20 protein-coding genes are annotated in these 22,922 nt (G+C 42.5%); 4 read left to right on the top strand and 16 right to left on the bottom strand.

What is annotated here, in order from left to right:
• Positions 1-46 precede the first annotated feature (46 nt).
• The 9 genes from BIW53_RS08275 to BIW53_RS08235 all read right to left on the bottom strand — a co-directional run bounded on the left by BIW53_RS08275 (position 47) and on the right by BIW53_RS08235 (position 10,542).
• On the bottom strand, positions 47-2,053 hold the full coding sequence (locus BIW53_RS08275; protein ID WP_175442107.1) for a flagellar hook-length control protein FliK: 2,007 nt from the start codon (positions 2,051-2,053) through the stop codon (positions 47-49).
• 146 nt (positions 2,054-2,199) lie between these two features.
• Positions 2,200-2,640, bottom strand: a complete 441-nt coding sequence (gene fliJ / locus BIW53_RS08270) for a flagellar export protein FliJ (RefSeq protein WP_070991383.1) — start codon at positions 2,638-2,640, stop codon at positions 2,200-2,202.
• Positions 2,640-3,971, bottom strand: coding sequence for a flagellar protein export ATPase FliI (gene fliI, locus BIW53_RS08265; protein ID WP_070991382.1), 1,332 nt, complete (start codon positions 3,969-3,971; stop codon positions 2,640-2,642). The genes fliJ and fliI overlap by 1 nt, the downstream gene beginning before the upstream one ends.
• A 14-nt stretch (positions 3,972-3,985) precedes the next feature.
• Entirely contained in the window at positions 3,986-4,804 is an 819-nt protein-coding gene (gene fliH / locus BIW53_RS08260; protein ID WP_070991381.1) for a flagellar assembly protein FliH, read from the bottom strand.
• A 3-nt stretch (positions 4,805-4,807) separates the two neighbouring features.
• On the bottom strand, positions 4,808-5,845 hold the full coding sequence (gene fliG / locus BIW53_RS08255) for a flagellar motor switch protein FliG (RefSeq protein WP_070984512.1): 1,038 nt from the start codon (positions 5,843-5,845) through the stop codon (positions 4,808-4,810).
• Positions 5,838-7,547, bottom strand: coding sequence for a flagellar basal-body MS-ring/collar protein FliF (gene fliF, locus BIW53_RS08250; RefSeq protein WP_070991380.1), 1,710 nt, complete (start codon positions 7,545-7,547; stop codon positions 5,838-5,840). The genes fliG and fliF overlap by 8 nt, the downstream gene beginning before the upstream one ends.
• Positions 7,548-7,569: 22 nt before the next feature.
• Positions 7,570-7,902 carry a flagellar hook-basal body complex protein FliE gene (gene fliE / locus BIW53_RS08245; RefSeq protein ID WP_070991379.1) on the bottom strand — a complete coding sequence of 111 codons (333 nt, stop codon included), beginning with the start codon at positions 7,900-7,902 and terminating at the stop codon, positions 7,570-7,572.
• 154 nt (positions 7,903-8,056) lie between these two features.
• A complete protein-coding gene (locus tag BIW53_RS08240; protein WP_070991378.1) occupies positions 8,057-9,442 on the bottom strand; it encodes a sigma-54-dependent transcriptional regulator in 1,386 nt (461 codons plus the stop codon).
• Complete coding sequence (locus BIW53_RS08235; protein WP_070991377.1) at positions 9,439-10,542, bottom strand: sensor histidine kinase; 1,104 nt, start codon at positions 10,540-10,542, stop codon at positions 9,439-9,441. Before BIW53_RS08235 ends, BIW53_RS08240 begins: the two co-directional genes overlap by 4 nt.
• A 173-nt stretch (positions 10,543-10,715) precedes the next feature.
• Here BIW53_RS08235 and BIW53_RS08230 point away from each other — a divergent pair, with 173 nt between their 5' ends.
• Positions 10,716-11,321, top strand: a complete 606-nt coding sequence (locus tag BIW53_RS08230; RefSeq protein WP_070991376.1) for a DNA-3-methyladenine glycosylase I — start codon at positions 10,716-10,718, stop codon at positions 11,319-11,321.
• On the opposite strand, the gene BIW53_RS08225 is transcribed toward BIW53_RS08230, so the two are convergent.
• Both BIW53_RS08225 and BIW53_RS08220 read right to left on the bottom strand, forming a co-directional pair.
• Complete coding sequence (locus tag BIW53_RS08225) at positions 11,318-12,757, bottom strand: sigma-54 dependent transcriptional regulator (RefSeq protein ID WP_070991375.1); 1,440 nt, start codon at positions 12,755-12,757, stop codon at positions 11,318-11,320. The genes BIW53_RS08230 and BIW53_RS08225 overlap by 4 nt on opposite strands.
• A 147-nt stretch (positions 12,758-12,904) precedes the next feature.
• Entirely contained in the window at positions 12,905-13,690 is a 786-nt protein-coding gene (locus BIW53_RS08220; protein ID WP_070991612.1) for a flagellin N-terminal helical domain-containing protein, read from the bottom strand.
• Between the two features lie 224 nt (positions 13,691-13,914).
• Here BIW53_RS08220 and pseB point away from each other — a divergent pair, with 224 nt between their 5' ends.
• From pseB to BIW53_RS08205, 3 genes are read left to right on the top strand one after another with little or no spacing between them, the layout of a single operon-like run.
• Entirely contained in the window at positions 13,915-14,916 is a 1,002-nt protein-coding gene (pseB, locus tag BIW53_RS08215) for a UDP-N-acetylglucosamine 4,6-dehydratase (inverting) (protein ID WP_070991374.1), read from the top strand.
• Entirely contained in the window at positions 14,913-16,073 is a 1,161-nt protein-coding gene (gene pseC / locus BIW53_RS08210) for a UDP-4-amino-4,6-dideoxy-N-acetyl-beta-L-altrosamine transaminase (RefSeq protein ID WP_070991373.1), read from the top strand. Before pseB ends, pseC begins: the two co-directional genes overlap by 4 nt.
• Positions 16,074-16,104: 31 nt before the next feature.
• Positions 16,105-17,238, top strand: a complete 1,134-nt coding sequence (locus tag BIW53_RS08205; protein WP_070991372.1) for a Gfo/Idh/MocA family protein — start codon at positions 16,105-16,107, stop codon at positions 17,236-17,238.
• Positions 17,239-17,257: 19 nt separating this feature from the next.
• On the opposite strand, the gene BIW53_RS08200 is transcribed toward BIW53_RS08205, so the two are convergent.
• Genes BIW53_RS08200 through BIW53_RS08180 form a run of 5 tightly spaced genes read right to left on the bottom strand, consistent with a single transcriptional unit; the run spans position 17,258 to position 22,909 of the window.
• Positions 17,258-18,763 (bottom strand): class I adenylate-forming enzyme family protein, encoded by a 1,506-nt coding sequence (locus BIW53_RS08200; protein ID WP_070991371.1) that lies wholly within the window; start codon positions 18,761-18,763, stop codon positions 17,258-17,260.
• A gap of 22 nt (positions 18,764-18,785) precedes the next feature.
• A complete protein-coding gene (locus BIW53_RS08195; protein WP_070991370.1) occupies positions 18,786-20,366 on the bottom strand; it encodes a hypothetical protein in 1,581 nt (526 codons plus the stop codon).
• A complete protein-coding gene (locus BIW53_RS08190; protein ID WP_070991369.1) occupies positions 20,363-20,614 on the bottom strand; it encodes an acyl carrier protein in 252 nt (83 codons plus the stop codon). The genes BIW53_RS08195 and BIW53_RS08190 overlap by 4 nt, the downstream gene beginning before the upstream one ends.
• A complete protein-coding gene (gene pseI / locus BIW53_RS08185; protein ID WP_070991368.1) occupies positions 20,611-21,651 on the bottom strand; it encodes a pseudaminic acid synthase in 1,041 nt (346 codons plus the stop codon). Before pseI ends, BIW53_RS08190 begins: the two co-directional genes overlap by 4 nt.
• A 46-nt stretch (positions 21,652-21,697) precedes the next feature.
• A complete protein-coding gene (locus BIW53_RS08180) occupies positions 21,698-22,909 on the bottom strand; it encodes an FkbM family methyltransferase (RefSeq protein ID WP_245699386.1) in 1,212 nt (403 codons plus the stop codon).
• Positions 22,910-22,922 lie beyond the last annotated feature (13 nt).

The following is a 22,922-nucleotide window of genomic DNA, read 5'->3' as shown; positions in this document are numbered from 1 at the left end:
ATATAAGCCAAACAGCTAAGGGTCTATTTCTATATAATAGCAGTAGTTAGGCGTAATAATCTATTGAAGAACCATCGTTTAAAGAACCGCTTGCTTGTGATGATGTATTTTCACCCTGCTCGGATTGTTCTGCCAACCCAGAATTCGCCTGCCCCTCATCATGTGAGCCAAACATTTGTTCCTGTTGACCTTCACTACCTTGCTCAATATTACTCTGTCCCAACTCAATACCTTGTTCAGCTAACATTTCTCTTAGCTTTGGCATTGATTGCTCAAGTAAATCTTTTGCTTGTTGATTTTGCACCACAAAGTTAACTTGCGCTTGTTCTGCATCAGTACGGATTCTGATCTGCATACTACCAAGTTCACGTGGATCGAGCCTGATCTCAGCTTCTTGATTATTGAGATTCAGCATCATTGACACTTTCTCTTGTAAAATTTTAGCCGCATCATTACGAGCAATATTTACTGCTTGCAACATTTGCGCATCGACTTGCACTTTTTGTGATGTGCTATTAAGTTGCTGAGATTGTGTGTTCTGTGGCGCTGCATCTAGTTGTTCCAAATATTGGACTAGCTCACTAAATTGCGAAGATGGCGAATTAGTCTGAATTGGCGCTGCGATCACTTTGAAAAGCTGTTCTACCTGAGGGCTTGGCATGGCTTGAGCTAATTGGCCAACACTCAATACCTCTCGTTTAATATCTGAATGAAAACTATCCCCATCAACTGAGTTCATAGCCTTTTGCAACACCTTCACATCTTGCTTAGCAGCATCTTTATCTACTTTGGTGCTGTTGTAAGAAGCATTTTTTCCACCAGCTAATGCTGCAGCATTCACCCCTACTGTCACATCACCACGAGGCGACTGTTTCGTCAACGAGACTTGGCTTTCATCAAGTTCTTTTAATTGCTGTAAGGCTTGCTCAACTAACGGGGATGCTTTGCCTTCTTTACTGAGTTGCTGTAACCCTTGTTGTAATGCACTTCTCTCTTTCGGTGACAATAGTGATAATTGCTGTTCTAGAGTTGCTTTAAGCTCAGCTGGCACCTTGTTATCTTGAGCACTACCTTGAGTCGCTTTCTCACCGATTTGTTTAGCAATATCGCTAACTTGCTGAGCTAACTCATTTTTCTTTAGAGGCGGAGTATTGAATTGCTGCTCCGATAAATTTGCATCATTTTTTACAGTTGCAGCTATTGGAGTCACTTTGGCTGCCGCATTTTTTGCAGCTTCGTCTGCAGCATTTATTTGCGCTTGCTGCAATAGAGCCTGTTCAGATTTAACTGCTTTATCACTGGCTTTCTCTTGCCCATCAGCTAACGCTTCAGCCTTATTATGCTTAGTATGTGATTCTGTTAAAGAGGAAATAACTTTTCCTTTACCATCAGAATATTGAGTTCCGTCTTGTTGCTCAGAAAGTTCTTCATCAACCGACATAGCATCAAACCAAGGAGGGGTAATAATACGATCAACAGGCTTTTCAATTGACTCAGTTTTAAAATCAATTTTACTGATGTTTTTCCCACTTTTTACGATACGGCTATCTTCTTTTGCGGTTATCTCATCGGTTTGATATCTGGTCACATCTGTTTTTTGCTGATTAGCTGCATTTATCTGTGCCAGTAAATCACCCGCTGAAGACTGATTCTGATGCTTACTGGTTTGTTCTGTGTCTGAGAGTAAATCAATTTCATCATCAGCTTCAGATGTTTCAGACATAAAATGCGCGTCGCTTTCATCGTAACCATTGGGCACTGCGTCTATTTCATTTTCTGATAATGACTCTATATTCGTATCGTCATCTTCCGGTTGCTGCTCACCATATGTACTGATCGAGTTGCTCGTCTCTTTACTAGTATCAGTGTTGCTCGTCTGTGTACTAATATCAGTTTTGCTCGTTTCTTTACGAGTATCAGTGTTACTGATCTGCGTAAGGGTCGCCAAAAAGCTCAGCTCTTCATTTGCGCCATCTTCTTGAGTATTTGCATATTCCGCAGCACCAGCATCAACGCTAGTCTTGACTGAGTTATTGATAGTTACATTAAGCATATTTTTACCTGCCAAAGCGGCAATTAACAGCCGCGGATACATCACTAGAAGATTAAAAGCAAAACTCAGGCCACTTTTATCCGTACCAAAATCCAGACTCTAAATTTGAACAACGCAACAATAACCAAGACTCATACAAACTAAACTTAAGCTCTGCGGCGCATAAACTGATTGGTGGCAAATTCATCAAGCAACTTCTGCTCAGATCTATCACGTTTTTTCTGTAGCTCTAGCTGCTTTTTCTCAATAAGTTTCTCGATTGCTTTAGCTTTGACTTGCTGCGCCAACCATAGTTTTTTCCGCTGCTCTACAACTTGCTTAGCAGTGTTCACGGTTTTTGCCTGTTGTTGCATAGCATCTTCTATTTTTTTAATAAATGCCTGATATTGAATTAAACCGCTACTGGTTAAGCCTTGCTTGGCTTTTAAATGAAGTTGCTGACTGTATTCAAGACGAAAATCATTCAAACCAGCCAGCTTTTGCTGATTGTCATTCAAATGATGTTGAGCCTGCATATAATTTACGCGCAGAGACTCTTCTTTCTCAGATTCAAGCTTATACAGCAAATTAAGTTTATTTGTCGCCATTATTCTTGTCCCAATAATTTCGCAAGCTCTTGTAAGCACTGGTCATAATTGAGTACTTCTTTCATGCCTTGCTGTAAAAATGCGTTTACCGTGGGCATCATATTAATAGCCTGATCAAGCATAGGATCGCTCCCTTTTTGATAGGCTCCAAGCGTGATCATATCTTTGTTTTGCTGATACATCGCATATATCTGTTTTAGCACTCTGGCCTGCTGTAAGTGGCTTTCTGAGACCACTTGAGGCATCACACGGCTAATGGATTTTTCAATATCAATTGCTGGGTAATGACCACTATCAGCTAACTCCCGAGACAACACAATATGCCCATCCAAGATAGCTCGCGCAGAGTCTGCTATCGGATCCTGCATGTCATCACCTTCACTTAACACCGTGAAAAATGCGGTTATAGAGCCCTGTCCTTCCCCGCCATTACCTGCTCTTTCAACCAATGCAGGTAGCTTCGCAAACACCGAAGGCGGGTAGCCTTTAGTTGCAGGTGGCTCACCGACAGCAAGCGCAATCTCACGCTGGGCCATTGCATAGCGCGTGACTGAGTCTAAAAGTAACAATACATTAAGCCCTTGGTCGCGAAAATACTCAGCGATAGTCACTGCACTTTCGCATCCTTTTAAACGCATTAGAGGTGAAGCATCCGCTGGTGCCGCAACGACGACCGCACGCTTGCGCCCTTCGACTCCTAGTATTTCATCAATAAACTCTTTTACTTCCCGCCCACGCTCACCGACCAAGCCAACCACAATCACATCAGCTTCACTCCCTCGAGTCATCATGCCTAGCAACACAGATTTACCTACGCCACTTCCGGCAAACAAGCCCATACGCTGGCCTTGTCCAACTGTTATAATGGAGTTTATAGCTCTTACACCCACATCCATAGGTTGGCTAATCGGACGCCTAGCGAGCGGGTTTATCTGATCTTGCGCAAACTTCAAGGTATGCTCTGCGTTGATAGGCCCGAGGTTGTCTAATGGTCGGCCAAGACCATCAACAACGCGCCCCAACAAGCTCATTCCAACGGGGAGCCCAGTTTCTTTGAGTTGAGGGATCACTCGAGCGCCAGGTAGTACACCTGAAATGTGATCATTTGGCATCAGATAGAGTGTGTCGTCATTAAAACCGACCACTTCAGCATCAACCAAACCCCTAATGGTTTCTATTTTGCATTGACTGCCAACAGGTGCACTGAGCCCCTTCGCTTCGAGTGTTAACCCTACAACTCGAGTTAAACTGCCAGCAACAGGCACAGCAAATTGATGTATGTGTTTTTTATATTGCGCTAAACGCTCAGCTAAAGGACTTTCAACACTCATGGTGTAGCCAATAATTACGACTGGATACCACTACCATGCAAAAAATCGTCCAAGATTTCTTTAATCCTTGTTTTCAGCGTCATATCGATTGAAGACTGTGTAGTTTTAACCTCAACATCACCGCGCTGCAATGTGGGTTCAGGTAAGAGGTGCCAATGTTGTCCTGCGAGCTGTTCTTCACCATATGCCTCTTTTACAAGCTCCAAATCATCCGGGTGTAAGTGAATCTTAACGGTTTGATCCGAAATAGGTAATGCGTCCATGGCTTTTTTCAAAGCCAATAATACGATGTTGTGATCTAATTCAACTTCACGAAAAATCACTGCCTGCGCCAATAAATTGGCAAGTTCTACAAGCTGCTTCTCACAACGCTCATCTACTAGACGCAAAGGCTCATGTAGCTCATTGATTATTAAAGTTAACGTTTGCAACTTCTCTTCAATAAGGGGTTTTGCTTCATCGTGTCCCTGCTGTTTACCAATTTCAACCCCTTCTTTGTATCCCGCTTCTTTACCTTCTGTCACACCTTTATCAAAGCCATCAATGTAGCCCTGCTCATGGCCTTGCTTTATGCCTTCATCGTAAGCATCTTGACGAATTTGTTCTAACTCTTCCAACGTCAATGTCGGAAATTCAGGTTCTTCAGAATCAGGCTCCTCGCTGCCTTTATCTGCCTTCTGATACAGCTGTTCCAAAGGCTTGCCAAATGCAGTTGAACGTCCTGAATACTTGCGAGGATCTTCCGAAACATCGGGGATTGGCCAATTTTTAAGAAGCTCATCTAGTGCTTCTCCCTCAACTGGTCGTCCTTTATAAAACTTGGTGTTACTCATAAATTATAAGAACTCCTCACCACCGCCACCACCAAGCATGATTTCACCTGAATCTGCAAGGCGACGTGCCGTCGATAGAATTTCTTTTTGAGCGGCTTCTACTTCACTGATCCTTACTGGAGGCATTGCTTCAAGGTCATCTGCCAGCATCTCTGCTGCACGTTTTGACATATTGCTGAGAATTTTCTCTTTCAGTGCGTCATCAGTGCCTTTAATTGCTTTCATGAGTACATCTTGTTGAACTTCACGCAAGATAGTTTGAATACCTCGATCGTCCACATCCAATAAGTTTTCAAACACAAACATAAGATCTTGAATTTGCTGAGACATTTCTTCATCGTGCTCACGAATAGAGTCCATAAGTTGACCTTCTATATTCGTGTCTAAATAGTTCATAATATCTGCAGCAGCTTTTAAGCCACCCATTTTCGCTGCTTGAGCACCCGCTTGACCAGCAAACTGTTTCTCCATGATTTCATTAAGCTCTTGTAAAGCAGCTGGTTGAACTTCTTCTAAGTTTGCGATACGCATCGTCAAATCAAGACGCACTTTTTCAGGAAACTGTGACAGTATTTCAGCAGACTGTTCTGGTTCTAAATATGACAGTACAATGGTTTGGATTTGAGGGTGTTCGTTGCGAATAATATTCGCAACCTGCTTTGAGTCCATCCATTTGAGCGAGTCCAAACCCTTAGCTCCGGATCCCATGACAATCTGATCAATAAGACTTGCGGCTTTATCTTCACCAAGCGCTGCGGTAAGGGCTTTCTTAATAAAGTCTTCTGATTGAAAGCCAATTGTACTGAAGCTTTGAATTTGCTCAATAAATAGATTATGCACAGCACTTATCTTAGCTTGTGATAAATCGTCTAATGCCGCCATCGCCATACCAACACGCTGTACTTGCTTTGGCTCTAGATGTTTTAAGATTTGCGCAGCATCTTCTTCAGATAAACTGAGTAGCAGGATGGCGGCTTTATCGACGCCATCAAGCTTATTTACATCATACGCAGCGGGTAGTTGTTTTTGTTCATCAGTCATCTTCTGTTAACCACGCTTTCACTACTTGAGAGGATAATTCTGGTTCATTGGCAACTAGGGCGCGTACTGCTTTAAGTAGGTCCTCATCACCATGTAAGTCTGGCAATTGTAAAGTACCATCCGACGAGAAGCCAACAGCAGATGAATCAAACTCATGATTTAACATATCTAATGTACTGTCTCCTAAATCTACGCCCGATGTAAGTGAATCTTCATCAAACTCTTCAAGGGTATCATCTGGGTAAATCAAGCGTTTCAACATAGGTCTAACAACCGCTAAGATAAGTACAATGATTACTAGAGCACCTAACGCTAAGCGAGCCATTTTCATAAACCACTCTTGTTCCCAAAGCGGCACCTCAGCTACTTCACTTAAATCTTCACGTACAAACGGTACGGTAACAACTTCTAATGCGTCCCCACGTTGCATATCAAATCCTACGCCACCTTGTAACAAACGGCGAATGTTCGATAACTCTTCTTGCGTACGTGGTGCTAATGTTACTTTACCCTCGGCGTCCGTCTTTGGCAGATAGTCAACTGCGACCGAAACACTAATACGACGGATCACCCCAGTTTGCTGACGCTTATGACTAATTGTAGTGTCTAATTCATAGTTTCGCGTTGCTTCTTTTTGCATTCTACTTGGGTTAGTACCATTGGCAGCATTGCCATTTCCCGCAACTTCTGGAATATTTGAATCAAGTGGAGGCTGATTCGTCAACGCACCAGGAATACCCGCCGTAATACCACCGATGTTATTTTCTTCAAATGTTGTTTCACTACGAACCGCAGGTAAATCAGGATTATAGCGCTTCTGTGTTTCTTCAACAGCACTAAAGTCCATGGTTAAATCGACCTGAGCGGTATATTTGCCCAGACCCACTACTGGGATAAGAATACTGTCAATTTTCTCTAAGTATTCCTGCTCCCTTTTACGTTCAATTTCATACTCTTTGCGCGAACGGGCTGCCAGTGAGTCCTGTGAGCCTGAATTCAATAGGCGACCATTTTGATCTGTCACAGTTACACGCGCAGGTTCAAGGCCTTGTACTGCAGATGCGATAATATCAACAATTGAGTCAACTTCCTCACCGTCCAGTGTCTTTCCACGCTTTAGGGTAAGAACCACTGTGGCTGAGGGCTTTTTCTCTCGACGTGCAAATACATTTTCTTTAGGGATTGCCAGCAAAACTTTTGCTCGACTCACATCCTGTAATTCTTCAATAGTACGTGCTAGCTGCTGTTCACGGCTATGCTTTAAGCGTTCACGTTCAAGTCTCTGACTTACGCCAAACCCCATATCCTGCATCAAAATATCGGTGCCAGAGCTTGGACTTTGCGAAAAACCATCACGTGCCATTTGCAACTTAATGTTTTGGTAATCACCTTCAGCGACCATGATAGTGTTGCCATCCAGCTCATAGTCAATTTTCTGCGCATCCAGAAAGTCAAGAGTCTGCACGAGCTCTTCGGTTGGGTATTGGCCCAGTGGTCGCATGTCTGGCTGACGAGCCCAAATGATAATAAATACTGCAATTGCTAAGCATATCGCCAGCGCTATCACTAAAGTAACTTGGCGTAGCATATCAACGCCGCTTAGCGCACTCAGATACCCTGACTTTTGCTCTTGCTGCTCTTCAGCCTCGGTGCCCGTAGCGCCGTCTGATAAAGCGAGTTCTGTTGATTGATTCGTTGCCACAGTTACTCTCCACTACCTAAGTTTAAACAGGCATGCTCATAATTTCTTTGTATGACTCGACAAGTTTGTTACGAACTTGCACGGTAGCCTCAAACGCCACTGATGATTTTTGTGACGCAATCATTACTTCTGCTAAAGAGACACTGCGATCGCCCATCTCTAATGCTGTCACTTTGGATTTTGCCTCTTTTTGCAATCCATTAACAGTGTTAATCGCATCTGACAACAACTCTCCAAACTGGGCTGTTGATGTTGCAGAAGATTGCACAGGCAAACTATCTTGTGGTTTATTTCGTGTAGCCTCTAAAGCTAAAGACTGCATTTCTTGATATAAAGCGTTGGGTTGAATGTTCATAGTGCTCACCCTTTTTACTAAAGATAACAGGTATAAAGCACAATCCATGCCAATAAAAAACACATTAAAATCATAATCTTAATGTGCTTTTTGGTTGTCATGTTTTTGACAAAGCAAAAGCCAGTAATAACTGGCTTTGCTTTAAAGTGTGGGTTTATGCGGGTACAGGTATCCCCATATCACGCATTTTTGCAAGCTTATAACGTAAGGTTCTTGGACTCATGCCTAAAACTTCAGCAACATCTTTACGCTTACCTCGGTAACGAGACAGTGTATCCAAAATAATTTGATGTTCTTTGTCCTGCAGCTCGGATTTATAGCTTGCTGTATCGCTATTATCCATGGTCGTCACTTGATCAGAAGTGTCTTCGTTGTGCTTCAAAGTGGTAAGGTTTTCCATACAGGCCGTTATTGGCTGATAACTTTCTATAAAAATATCATCCGCAGCGACTTGTTCACCTTGTTGTAAAATTAGCGCGCGCTGCACAACATTATCTAGCTCACGCACATTACCTGGCCAACTATGAGACAATAGCTTTTCTTGCGCGTCAGCTGTCAAACTAGGCACCGGCTTATTGGCTTTCATACAGTGCCTTGCGATAAGGTGCTCTGCAAGAATTACAATGTCACCTGGACGTTCACAAAGCGGCAGCCACATCAGAGGAAATACATTGAGACGATAGTATAAATCTTCTCGAAATTTGCCCGCTGCTACAGCTTCTTTCAAGTCTCTGTTGCTGGTTGCTAGTACTCGTACATCAAGGTCTATGGTCTTACGTCCACCTAAGCGCTCAACTTCACGCTCTTGCAATACGCGCAGCAGTTTTGCTTGCAAGCCAAGATCCATTTCGGTGATTTCATCAAGTAAGATGGTGCCCTTTTGGGCTTGTTCAAATTTACCAGGGCAAGCTTGAATCGCCCCTGTAAAAGCCCCTTTTTCATACCCGAACAATGTTGCTTCTAGCATATTTTCAGGGATCGCAGCGCAGTTAATCGCTACAAAAGCTTCACCAGCTCGCTCAGACTTATCATGAATGTAGCGTGCCAATACTTCTTTACCTGAACCACTTGGACCTAATACCATAACACTGGCATCAGATTTTGCTACTCTAGTTGCAAGCTCCAGCAATTGAATACTCTTTGGATCTTTAACAACCGGGCCCTCTGTTTCTTTATCCTTTGGTGGCATATATCTGCTTACCATATTAAGCAGTACTTCGGGTGCAAACGGTTTTGCCATATAATCAATGGCACCCAACCTCATGGCTTCTACCGCATCATCAATGGTCGCATAGGCGGTCATCATCAATACCGGCAAATCGGGATAATTCAACTTGATCGTTTTAAGCAAATCAATGCCACTCATCGCCCCCATCTGCACATCGCTTACAACCAATGAGAAAGATTGTTGTTTTAGTAGAATAACGGCTTGCTCAGCGCTCGACGCCTCGACACAGCTGAATCCAGATAATTGCAAAGTATCGATCAGTGCTTCGCGTAGACCTGCATCGTCTTCCACCACTAAAATTGAATGACTCATACAACCTCCAATTGTTCGGTATTGAATGAAATTGGGAGCAGCAAACTAAAACATGCGCCGCCACTTTGCATATTTTTAACTTCTACCTGCCCTTTATGGGAGTGTGCGACTGAGCTGACTACAGCTAGACCAAGGCCTGTACCCTGACTTTTGGTCGTAAAGAATGGTTCAAACACTTTATCCGCAATCTGCGGATCAATACCGGGACCATTATCAATAACCGAAATTCTTACCCTATCATGCTCTCTTTGCACATTGACTCTGACCTGTGCGCCTGTGCCAATAATTTGAATACTATTGTGTATTAAATTTTGCACCGCACTGGCAAGCGCCGTTTTATTGCCAATGACTGTAATATCGGGTTCTGGCAGAGCAACCTCTAACATACTGTTATTGGTCGCGACCATCGCATCAGCTCCCGCTTTTACTTCATTAAGCAGCTGCTGCATAGAAACTTTTTCTACAACCTGTTGATCACCGCTTTTGGCAAACAACAACATATCGTTCACTTGTGATTCTAAATCTTTGAGCCGAGACATGAGTTTTTCGTGAAAACGAGTGCGCGATGTATCAGGTAAGCCTCGGCTGCCAAGATTCGCGGCATATAACATAGCTGCAGATAAAGGTGTGCGTACTTGGTGTGCTAGTGAAGCAACCATTTTACCAAGTGCGCTTAGACGCTGCATGTGCGCAACTCGAGACTGCAAACGACGCGTCTCGGTTAAATCTGTCATCAATATCAGCTGACCCGGTTCAGGTGCCAATGCAGTGATATCCAATTTGATCAGCCGACCATCTTTGAGTGAAATCTCATGTCCATCATCTTGCTGGGGACTGAAAGAACGCTGTATGATATTAAACCACTTCTCACCTTCAAGTGGTTCGCCTAGCATATCAATCGCTATCTGATTAGCTTTAGCTATCATGCCTTGGCCGTCTAACACGACCACTCCCGCAGGCATAGTATCAACTAGGTGACTTAGCCAACTCGCCTGCTGGCGTAGTTCACTTAACTCACCAACATACGCTTCTTGAAGCAAACCTGGACTAAATTGTGCAGGCGTCACAAATTGTGGATTTAAAACATGTGCCAAAGCCATAACATAATTCTCTCATAAAGACTCTACACAAGAACAAGCAGGATTCGGGCCAATTTTATTTTCCTTAATAATCATGATTTTAAAAATTAAATTCCGACAACACTTTTTTGACACTGTTTTTTTATACAGCCATATGTACAATCAACTAACCAGCACTCTACAAGGAAAATAACATGTGTACTCGATGCCTATGGCTAGACCAAAGTAAAGAAGATTATATTCAATACCACGACGATGAATGGGGAGTACCCGTACTGGATGATAGAACCCTATTTGAATTTATAACGTTAGAGTCAGCGCAGGCAGGTCTTAGTTGGTATACCATTTTGAAAAAGCGAGATGCGTATAAACAAGCTTTTGCTGAATTTGATGTGCAACGCGTCGCTTGTATGGGTGATGAGGATGTGGCACGACTATTGACTGAATCGTCTATTGTTCGTAATGAGAGAAAAATTTTGGCAACTATTAATAACGCAAGAGCGTTTATAGACATTCAAAACGCATTTGGCAGCTTTGCAAAATATCAATGGCAGTTTGTCGACTATTATCCAATCGTGAATAATATTGCTAGCAAAGCCGACTACCAATCTCAAAGTGAGTTAAGTGTCTCATTTGCAAAAGATTTAAAAAATAGAGGTTTTAAGTTTCTGGGTCCAACCACCGTTTATGCTCACATGCAAGCATGCGGTATGGTTAACGATCACGATAATGCGTGTTTTAGAAAAGCCCAAATCACCACAAGCTACAGCAATATTGATTTTGAAACGCTAAAACACTAATCGCGATTAAGGTTATACTTCTTCATTTTTTCTACAAGTGTGGTGCGGCGCACTCCTAGCACTTCTGCTGCGCGTGCCACAACATAGTCATAACGCTCTAGAGCTTGAGTAATCAAACTCACCTCTAAATCTGCTAGGTACTCTTTAAGCTCTATGCCTTCATCTGGTAACAACCCAAGATGCGCAGTACTTTTCATAGTGCTCGCGTCATCATCCGTGTCGTCTTCAAAGTCACTGAAGCCGTCACTAAACAATTCATTGAAAGCATCTTTCTCGAGTAACTCTTCCGGGTACTCTGGCTCATAGGCTTCAACATCAATATAACGATATTTATTAGGTAAATCAGTAACATCAACCACTTTCTCAGGGAACATAATGACCATTCGTTCCACCAAGTTAGCTAACTCTCGGATATTACCTGGCCAATCATGGGCTTTTAAGCTTTCAATAGCTCGTTCAGTAAACTTGGCTGTTGTGCCGCTTTGCTCATTAACACGGCGCATTAACTCTTTAAGCAACAAAGGAATATCTTCAGCACGTTCATGCAATGATGGGTTTTCGATGGGAAAAACATTTAAACGATAATATAAATCCTCTCGAAATTTGCCAGACTCTATCATCTGCTCCAAATTCCGATGCGTCGCGGCAATAATTCTAACATCTGCCTGAATTGCCTTAGTGCCCCCGACTCGCTCATAGCTACGCTCTTGTAAAACTCGTAACAACTTTACTTGCATCTGCAAAGGCATATCCCCAATTTCATCTAGGAATAACGTTCCTCCTTGAGCCAACTCAAAGCGCCCTTTTCGAGCCGAAATAGCACCAGTAAAAGCACCTTTCTCATGCCCAAATAGTTCACTTTCAAGCAACTCACCAGGAATAGCGCCACAGTTTACAGGCACAAAGGGGCCATGGTTACGTCTAGATAGCAAATGTACGTTACGAGCAACCACTTCCTTGCCCGTCCCCGACTCTCCGAGAATTAAAACATTCGCATCTGTTTTGGCTACTTGAGATATCAAAAACCTGACTTGTTTTACGGCTTCTGTTTCACCAACTAAACCATCAAACGACTTGCCATTGTTCTTGTCCGACTGTCCTGGCAACATTCTCTGATACTGCTGACAGTCATGTAATAATTGCATTGTAACGTCATGACTGAAAGGTTCAGATATTAACCCAACAACATTGGCTAGGTTTAACAACGGCTTTAATGTTTCTCCGATCAGTAGAAATGGAGAAGCAGGTTGCGATTTAACTACTTGTTCGTGGTCCAATTCCGACAGAGCACCAAGCACAATGATCGACTCTTTCGAAAAGGAACTTTGTAAATCCAAATCAGACTCATCAATGACTCTTGCGCCCTGACCAACAAAGATCAACGCACTATAAAGACTATTAGCTCGATTATTATTATTATCTAAGATCAAAACCATCTTACGAGTCCAACTACCTATGGCAAGAATATATTATGATTGTAAGGTAGTTAGGATGGGATGCAATACCTTGGTGGCAAAATTTTGACACTTTCGCCAAAAAAACGCCACCAAGTATGACCGGAATCAATACTTTTATATTAATTCCTATAAAAGACCAAGTACTGCAGATGCTGATTGGTTAGCCTGCCCCCTTAGGGCGATGGATGCTTGCGACAGAATATCGTTTGCTGTTTGCTCAGATACAGCTCTGGCATAATCAGTATCTTGGATCCGACTTTGGCTGGCTGCAATATTTTCTCGCTGATTATCCGCGTTACGGATTGTGCTTGAAACTGTATTCTCAAACGCTCCCAATTGAGTTCTTTGCGTATTGAGATCCTGAGAAACAGTATCTGCAACGTCAATTGCAGCTTGAGCACCAGCCTCTGTTGATATGTCAACGCTAAGGATTGCATTTGCAAAGCTACCATCAGTTTGAGACAACTCTTTGGTTGTCAACGCATCAGGTCCGATTTGAAATGTTGCGGACTCACCATTGAACAGCTTTTCTCCGCCAAATGTGGTGTTTTCAAATGTCTCGGTTATTTGCGTTTGCAACTGAGACACTTCTTCTTGAAGTGCTTGCCTGTCTGTATCGGTCAGTGCGCCACTACCTGATTGAATTGATAACTCACGTATCCGAGATACGGCATCATTCACACCAGACAACGCTGAGTCAGCCGTCTGTGCATAAGAAATACCGTCGTAGGCATTGCGAATTGACTGACCATAGCCATTTTGCTGTGAGGTCAAGCGATCGATTATCTGTAACGCCGCTGCATCGTCCGCAGCAGAGTTAACCCGCTTACCCGTTGCAAGCTGTTGGTTCAGTTTGTTACTCGTATTTTCAACTTTATTAAAAATACTACTACTTTGTGATTGGATTTTCATACCGCCCCCCATCAAGTGGTACTACTATGACCATACTCCTTTTTGCTCAATATGTCACCTATAGCTACATAAACTGCACTCTGTCACTCCATAAATACTGCAAAGTTGAGAAAACTGATATAAAGTATTGACTAGTATTCGATTTATAGATTTCCACAAACGTTTCTGGATTTAACCTGTTGTGGATATTGTAAAGATTTAATTGCACCACAAGGTGGATCAGCATGTTCGATAATAAAACTATCTTAATAACGGGTGGAACGGGCTCTTTCGGGAAGAAATACACCAAAACGCTATTAGAAAGATACAAGCCTAAAAAGATCATCATATTCTCTCGTGACGAACTCAAGCAGTTTGAAATGCAGCAAGTGTTTAATCAAACTTGTATGCGTTACTTTATCGGCGATGTCCGTGATAAGGACAGATTACGCAGGGCTATGCAAGGTGTGGACTATGTGATTCACGCAGCAGCCTTAAAGCAAGTACCTGCAGCTGAATACAACCCAATGGAATGTATAAAAACCAACATCAATGGTGCAGAAAATGTTATTGATGCTGCATTAGACAGTGATGTAGAAAAAGTGATCGCGCTTTCAACAGACAAAGCGGCTAACCCTATCAACCTGTATGGTGCTACAAAATTAGCCTCTGACAAATTGTTTGTGGCTGCCAACAATATTGCCGGCGGGCATAAAACCATGTTTTCAGTGGTTCGCTATGGCAACGTCGTATGCTCTAGAGGCTCGGTAGTTCCTGTATTTCAAAAATTCATTGACGAAAACACCGGTTACATCCCAATCACACATGAAGATATGACCCGGTTTTGGATTAGCCTACAAGAAGGTGTCGATTTCGTTCTGAAGAATTTTGAACGTATGCTCGGTGGCGAAATTTTTGTGCCCAAAATCCCCTCTATCAAAATTACTGATTTAGCTACCGCGATGGCGCCTAATTTGCCGCAAAAAATCATCGGTATTCGACCGGGTGAAAAATTGCATGAAGTAATGTGCCCTGAAGATTTGAGTTTTGACACCTACGAATTTTCTGATCACTTCGTGATAGCGCCAGGCATCAAATTTAGTAGCAGAAATAATCGTTTTGATACCAATGGACTGGGTGAACAAGGGGTATCCGTAAAACCTGGTTTTGAATACAATTCATTGACCAATGAGCATTATTTAACTGTCGAAGAAATAAAAGCATTCAACGCAAAGGCACTGCCATGATCCCATATGGGAAACAAAATATCAGCCAACAAGATATAGACGCGGTTGTTGACGTTTTAAAGTCAGATTGGTTAACTCAGGGCCCTAAGGTCCCCTTGTTTGAATCAGCGGTTGCACAATATTGTAAGAGTCAATATGCTGTTGCAACCAACAGTGCTACATCCGCATTACACATCGCATGTATGGCGCTAAATGTGTCTGAAGGAGACGTTGTTTGGACGTCACCAAACTCATTCATTGCCTCAGCTAACTGCGCCAGATACTGTGGCGCCAGCGTAGATTTTGTCGATATAGAGCTCGAAACCGGCAATATGTGTGTTGATGCACTTAAAAGCAAACTTGCTGATGCTCAGCAACATCAGCGCCTCCCTAAAGTTTTGATCCCAGTTCACTTTGCAGGTCAATCATGCGATATGAAAGCCATTGCACAGTTGGCAAAGCAATACGGTTTCAAAATCATTGAAGATGCCTCGCACGCTGTGGGAGGTAGATATGACAACAAACCCATTGGTAACTGTGAATATTCCGACATCTGTGTTTTCAGCTTTCACCCGGTAAAAATTATTACCTCCGCAGAAGGCGGAATGGCGATGACAAATGACGAAAAATTGGCAGCAACAATGTGCCAGTTACGCAGCCATGGCGTTGTCTCTGATGACAGTCTTTTCGCTCAAACCAGCCATGGTCCTTGGTATTATGAACAACACGCACTTGGCTACAACTACCGAATGACAGATATACATGCGGCGCTAGGCTACAGCCAGCTTAATTCGCTCGGAGAGTTTGTTCATCAGCGCAATGTTCTAGCCCAGCACTATGATAAGTTATTAGCCACTAGTGAAAAAGTTTTACCATTAGTCGTACACAGCAATTGCTACAGCGCATACCATCTGTACGTGGTAAAGTTGTTAGACTGCGACCCCGTTAAACACAGTTATGTGGTTAAAAAACTCAGAGAATTGGGTATATACGCACACGTACATTATATCCCTATTTACTTACAGCCGTATTATCAACAACAAGGGTTCCAGCAAGGTTATTGCCCTAACGCTGAGCAATACTATCACAGTGCAATTACACTGCCTTTGTTTCCTGAACTGAGTGAAGAACAACAACAAGATATCGTCGATAATTTACTTGCTCTAATTAACGACTAAATAAATTTAATAACTGCGGATGGAAAGTTTTATGAGTAATCAGCCTTTAAACTTGGCATTTATTGGTGGTGGCGTAAATTCCGCTGTCGGCTATGTTCATTTTTCAGCAGCCCATTTAGATAACAAATTTCAAGTCGTTGCTGGAGCATTTAGTCGCGACCCTAGCAATAACGCATTGACTGCGCAGCAGTGGGGTATCGCGACGGACAAAACATATAGTGATTGGCGCAAGATGGTAGATAACGAGCATGACAATATTGATGCTGTCGTTGTACTCACCCCGACTCCTCATCATTTAGAAGCATTGCAATACCTTTTGAAAAAGAATGTACCTGTCATATGTGAAAAAGCTTTGGTGTGTGGTGGCGAAGAAGCTGCGAAATTATTACAGCTTTATGATCCAAAGAAGCACTTTTTAGCGGTGACATATAACTATAGTGGCTACGCTATGGTGCGAGAACTAAAACACATCATAAAACAAGGTAAATTAGGGACACTACAAAAGATACATCTGGAAATGCCACAAGAAGGGTTTAAAAGACCACCTGATATTGCAGGCAAACCAAGCTTACCTCAGGCCTGGCGTCTTCAAGATTACTCAGTTCCAACAATTTGTTTGGACTTAGGGGTGCACTTACATCACCTATCAAGTTATCTACTTGAATGCGAACCAACCGAAACCTGTGCCCAATTCGCCAACCACTCAGAATACTCTAATTTGGTAGATGATGTATCGATGCTACTGAAATATCCAAACAATGTGACAGGTAGCATGTGGATGTCAAAGACAGCCATCGGCCACCGCAATGGGCTAGAGGTACGAATTTATGGTACCCATGGTAGTGCTCGTTGGTATCAACTTAATCCCGACGAGTTAGAGTTACAATTTAATGATGGTAGAAGAGAAATTCTAGACCGAGCAGGCCAATGCCAATACGCTAACCAGTTTAGATATAACCGTATGAAACCAGGTCATCCCACTGGCTTCGTTGAAGCTTTTGCCAATCTATACACAGATATTCACCAAGCCCTCAGTAACTTCAAAGCAGGACATCCAATTAGCAATGAATATGTATTTGGATTAGAACAAGCCAAACAGGGCTTAGACCTGTTTACAGCGGCGAAACGAGCTAACCAAAGTAAAACATGGGAAAACGTAGGGTGATAGCTTCATCACCCCATTTTCACGATTTATACTTTTCTTTTACTTGATTGCGTAACACTTTCCCCATAGGGTTTGTGAGTAACTCTGGCACCTTGAGAAACTCTCTCGGTTGCTGGTAATCTGTTAACTCTTGTAAACATAACCTACGAAGTTCGTTGGTAAGTTCTTCCTCACCTCGTTGCTCATAAACCACCTTAACATACTCTCCAAGCTGAGGATGGGGGCAACCAAACGCAACACAATCAATAATCATGGGGTGAGATTTTACAACTGCCTCAATATCTTGTGGGAAGACATTGATCCCCCCACTAGAGATGACTTCTTTTTTGCGGCCGACATAATATAGGTAGCCTTGTTCATCTAAATAACCTAAGTCACCCGTTTTAAAAAAACCGCTGCTATCGTAAGCATTCTCTGTTGCCTCAAGCATCTTAAAATATTCATTGAAAGCGGTGGTGGTTTTACAGCAGATCTCACCGATTTCATTGTTGGGCTGTGTATGCCCTCTCTTATCAACTATCTTAATATCAACAAAAGGCAAAGCTTTACCAACACTACCGCTTAACTGAGGCTGTTTGGAAACACAAAAGTCGGTTACCACTCCAACTTCTGAAGCACCGTAACATTCGTGGAAATTGCAGTCTAAACGCGCCATGAGTGCTTGTTTACTATCGCTGTTTAGTACGGCAGATGAAGAAACTAAGCATTTAACCGAGCTAATATCTTCTGCAATTGAGTCCTGAGCTAAAAAACTTTCAAGTTGGGCTGACACGGCGAATAAAAAGCTCACCTTGTGTTGCTCTATAGCCTTTAGCCAATGTGGTAGTGAGAATTTAGACATAATCACAGTCGTCGCGCCCAGCATTAGTGGCATTAACACGCCCCGTTGCGCCAACGAGTGATAAAGAGGTGTGGCAACTAAAACAACATCCTCTTTGTTCAAGTCGTAGTAATTAATCGTGGCTGAAAACGCACGCTTAATTTTGCACTGCTGACTTAATACGATAGGTTTAGGCTGGCCTGTTGAGCCCGATGTCATAGTCAAAATATAAGGCGCTGTAATATCAACAGCCGGCACAGCACATGGCTCAAAGTCAGATGCAAAAACTGTATCCCACGTTTTCTCTCCATCAACCGCTTCACCGAGAGTAACAATACACTCTCTTTCTACAAGTCTCTGCTGAAGGAGGACTTTGCTAATCGTTGGCCAAGCAATCGCAGCCGCAACAGGCATTACTTTGAGGGCTGTTATTAGTGCATCACCTTTCAAGCTAATTGGCAGAGGTACAATAGCCAAACCTAATTTTGCTGTTGCTAACATCACCGTAGGGTATTCCAATCCATTTGGCGCAAATAATGCGATTCTATGACCTTGCTTTAAGCCTAAAGATGTAAAATAGCTACTGAGTGCCTCAACCTGTTCATTGAGCTGTTGATAACTCAGACTATTATCGTTAAAAATAACGGCTACTTTATTCGGAGAAGCCTTCACATGTTCTTGAAATAGTTGATATATACTGTTCAAAGCGTATTACTCTTTACGGTCTTTATGTATTGTTATCGGCAAACTTAGCAACAAAGTTAAATTGTTCGGGCTTAGCATCAGGGAAAAGCTCCGAAATGCACTCAAATTCAGGGCTTCCATCTGTAAGTGCAATAAATCCAGCACGTTGATTAAGTAAATTCACAAATTTGTTTTCTTTGTTTATCACCGCTAACCAATGCGCTTGGGGCCATAATTTAGCCGTTTCTTTAAGCTGCCAATCTAAAACCAGCTGCGCATGAACAAAACCAACTTTGTCACTGGCAGCGAACCACCCGCCTATCAAATACTGTTGGTCGTATTTCTCACACTTTTGATGCCACACATACAGCAATGCTTCACCTTCAGATTCGAGTACAAAAGAAGCTCGTTGATTCGCAAACCACCAGCGATAGTGTTGTAACTGGTTTATTTGCTTTGTTATTGTCATACGCCAAGCATTATCAGGCCGGTTTCTAGCATTCAGATACCGATTAATATCAGTATCTTGCACAGGCCTAAGAGTAAGCTCTGGCGAAAATTTTATGTATGCTGGTGCACTTGGGTCTTTAGGTAATTCTTGTTTCTGTGAATAGTGATTGCCTAGTAGCATTGAACATACTCTTCGCGCTCCGAGCCCATCAACCTTCACAACCGCTGATTGGACGAGCTTATTCACTCGCATGCGATGATGCAACAAAGTGCTTAATGTATTCGCAACCTCATATGCAGGGTTATTTAGTAGATCAGAAATATGAAAGTAATGGCCGAGCTGCTCTAAGTCTTGTTGATTATTTAGTTGATTGTCAGCAATGCTAAACGTCACCGCACTCGTTTGAGTTGCAGCCAATTCATATAAAGATGTGCCCAACGCCCCCACAAACAAACCACATCGAACATAGTATTGATAAAGACAGTTCTCGCCCGTTATCAAATGAAGGTTGCTAAACTTTTCACTTAGCTGTCTTAACTTCTGTGTTGAGGTTGCATAGGGGCCTATGATCACTTCAATCATAAGTTGTTCACTATCATGGTGCAGTAAATAGCTGATCACTTCTGTAAGCACCGACCAATCACCACCACCGCCTAATGAAAACAACAAGCTGTTTTGTCTTTCTGAATGCCCTTTTGGCTGCCCATACTGTGGGGCTAACAACGCATATTCAGGGCCAAGCAATAATTTGGTGTTGTCGGCTACTTTATTGTCATAGCGTTGAGTGGTTTCACCACCCTGCCATTTTGCATCGATCACCCAATCAGCCTCATGAACTCGAGCTAGGTCATCTACCACCACCACTTGAACCTGTGGCGTTTTAACCGCCAACTGCCACTGCCTAGAAAACTTATAACCATCAATAACCCAGTGACTAGGGGTTAGACCCGCATCGGCTAAATACTCTTGGCACCAGGCTGCTTGTTGTGTTTCTGTCAATCCTGCTGGGACTATCACGATATCCTGATGGAGTTTCTCACACAATTGAGTTTCAGGTTGGTTATCCAAAAAGAGAGTCGTGGTTATACCTTGTTCTTTGAACGCCAATGCAAGCCATTTGCAGCGCATAAAATGCCCTAGGCCACTTAGGCTATCAATTCGAAACGCTATCATTGCAGTCCTAAAATAGCATCAGCCAAGTTACCAATCTGTGCATTATTTTTATCCAACAACAACTCAGCTGGTACACTGATTTGGCAATGCATTTCAATGTGCATAATTAAGGAAAGAATTTCAAAAGAGTCCAAGCTACCTGCCGCCATAAAATCATAGTTAGGGAGTTGATCATCAGAGATCACAACGCCTCTTTCTAAAAAGAACTGCTGGATAAGCGATAATAATTCGTGCTTATTGGTATTCATAGTAAGTCTGTCCAAGCTAATTGTGTGCCTCTGGTCAAAGCTTTACGCGTTGTTCGACCTATCAGAGTTGGGAGCGCCTCTGGCATGATTTCTCCACCTCCAGGACGCATTTGAGCCACATGTTCCTCAGTTAATATTTCTCCAGCGTCAATATCTTTAATAATGTATACACAACGGCGTGCCTTTGAGGGTTCACTAGGATAATGCACTGTTCCCATTGCTTGCTCAATCTGTCTAACACCATGAACTAAAGCAGTTAGTTCATCCGGTGTCATCGAAAAAAAGCTATCCGCTGTTTCATCTTTTTTGTCCATCACAAAATGCTTTTCAATCATGCACGCCCCAACAGCTACCGACGCAAGTGGTACATCGTTACCCAGCGTATGGTCTGACAGCCCGACTGGGCATCCGAACGCGTCTCGCATATGCGAAATAGTGCGAAGATTGATGGTTTTAGCGGGCGCGGGATAAGTACTCGTACATTTCATTAAAGCCAACTCTGTCACTCCAGCATCACGAGCAACTTTAACTGCATTGGCAATTTCCGCTAATGTCGCACCGCCTGTCGACATAATCATAGGCTTTTTAGTCGCAGCAACATCTCTAATTAACTGGTGATCAATTAGTTCCGGAGAGGCTATTTTATATGCAGGGGCATTAAACTGTTCAAGTAAATCAATCGCTGTTTTATCAAACGGAGATGAGAAGCAAGTCAAACCTATTTTATGCGCTAACTCAAATAACTCGGCATGAAAATCCCATGGCATATAAGCTTTTTTGTATAGATCGTACAGATATTGCCCTTGCCAAGGTCCCGTAGCTTCAAAGTGCGGCAACTTACAGTCCATAGTCAATGTATCTGCTGTATAGGTTTGCAATTTAATAGCATCGGCACCTGACTCTTTTGCTGCGTACACAAGCTCTTTGGCTTTACTCAAGCTTTGACCATGATTTGCTGACATCTCAGCTATCACGTAACAAGGGAAGTCATGCCCAATTGTTCGCTCATTTATCTGGAACTGTTGTTTAAAATTCATCTTTTATCTCTGATACATCCGCCGCCAAGCTCCCTCTATTATCGACCTAAACCACCATAGCTTTAGGTACGGCATAGAGTTGAGTCTCTAGAAGCCAATGCCCTTCTTGTCTTAAATAATAGTTATATTTATTGGGTGCAAAGCTTTCAATTAATAATGGAATAGCCCATAAATCCTGCGGCCTATGATACAACGATAGAGCCAGCGTAGGTGTATGATTACTAATATAAGTTTTTGCTTGAATTAGGGCATCATAATCCGCACCTTCGATATCCATTTTTAAAATATTGCATTGCGTTTTTACCAACAATCTCCCTAAATCTCCAGCTTGTACAACCACCGCACTATCGCACGATGCAATAGCATTACTATCAATTAGCTCCACTGTTGATGCTGAGTCATTTTCAATAACTTTCAAAGCGCTACCTTCAGGCAATCCAACTGCTAGGCGTTCAACCTCTATGAATGATTCACTCAAGCCCATATTTTTTAATCTAGTTTGCAGCTTTGCTATGTTTTTAGTGCTCACTTCCACGCCAGAGTATTTTTCTATACATGTGCCATAGCGTTCATAGAACCCTGCAAATGTGTCACCATCAAAAATTCCAACATCTAATACTCGTAATCGCTCGTATGCATAAAGCGACGGAATGTCAGTCGGGAAGTACATTTCGTAGCCTTCTGGCAGAGGGTAACTAGATTGCGATGGAGACTTTCTATAATTGATTATTTTATTAAACAAATTCAATGAACTAGAGTCTGACCATAAGCTTTGTAACGCATCACAGCTACGTTCATCAACCTGTTTGTCTAGAGGTGGCTGCATCCATAGCACCCCACATTGATTCAGAATTTTCAGTGCCTGTGGAAACAACTTAAACACTTCAAGGGTTGGGATTATCTGTTCAAACCCTGCTTTTTCAATAGCTTGTTCTACGCCATCAAATCCCAATATAGATACCAAAACAGGTAGCTTATGATCAAAATTGCCTTGCTCAAAAGGAAGTACCGGAACTCCTAAATAATGCTCAAATTTCGGGGCTCTATCTAGCACCGCTGCAGGTAAAATGTTGATTTCACTAAAATATTCAACCAACGCTTTACCAAAGTGGCTGCCACCATAGATATAGAACGCGTTATTTTTAAGCTCCAAGAAAACCTCCGAGTCATCTAATAAATCTGTAGAGTAGAGTTCTAAGCAAGTTTCAAGCCGAGTTTTATTCACTATATCAGGACTATAGGGCGTGCACTTTGCCATTCAACTTAGGCTA

The sequence above is a fragment of the Pseudoalteromonas byunsanensis genome, assembly GCF_001854475.1.
GTDB classification, from domain to species: domain Bacteria; phylum Pseudomonadota; class Gammaproteobacteria; order Enterobacterales; family Alteromonadaceae; genus Pseudoalteromonas; species Pseudoalteromonas byunsanensis.
This window is presented reverse-complemented; position numbering and strand designations above follow the sequence as displayed.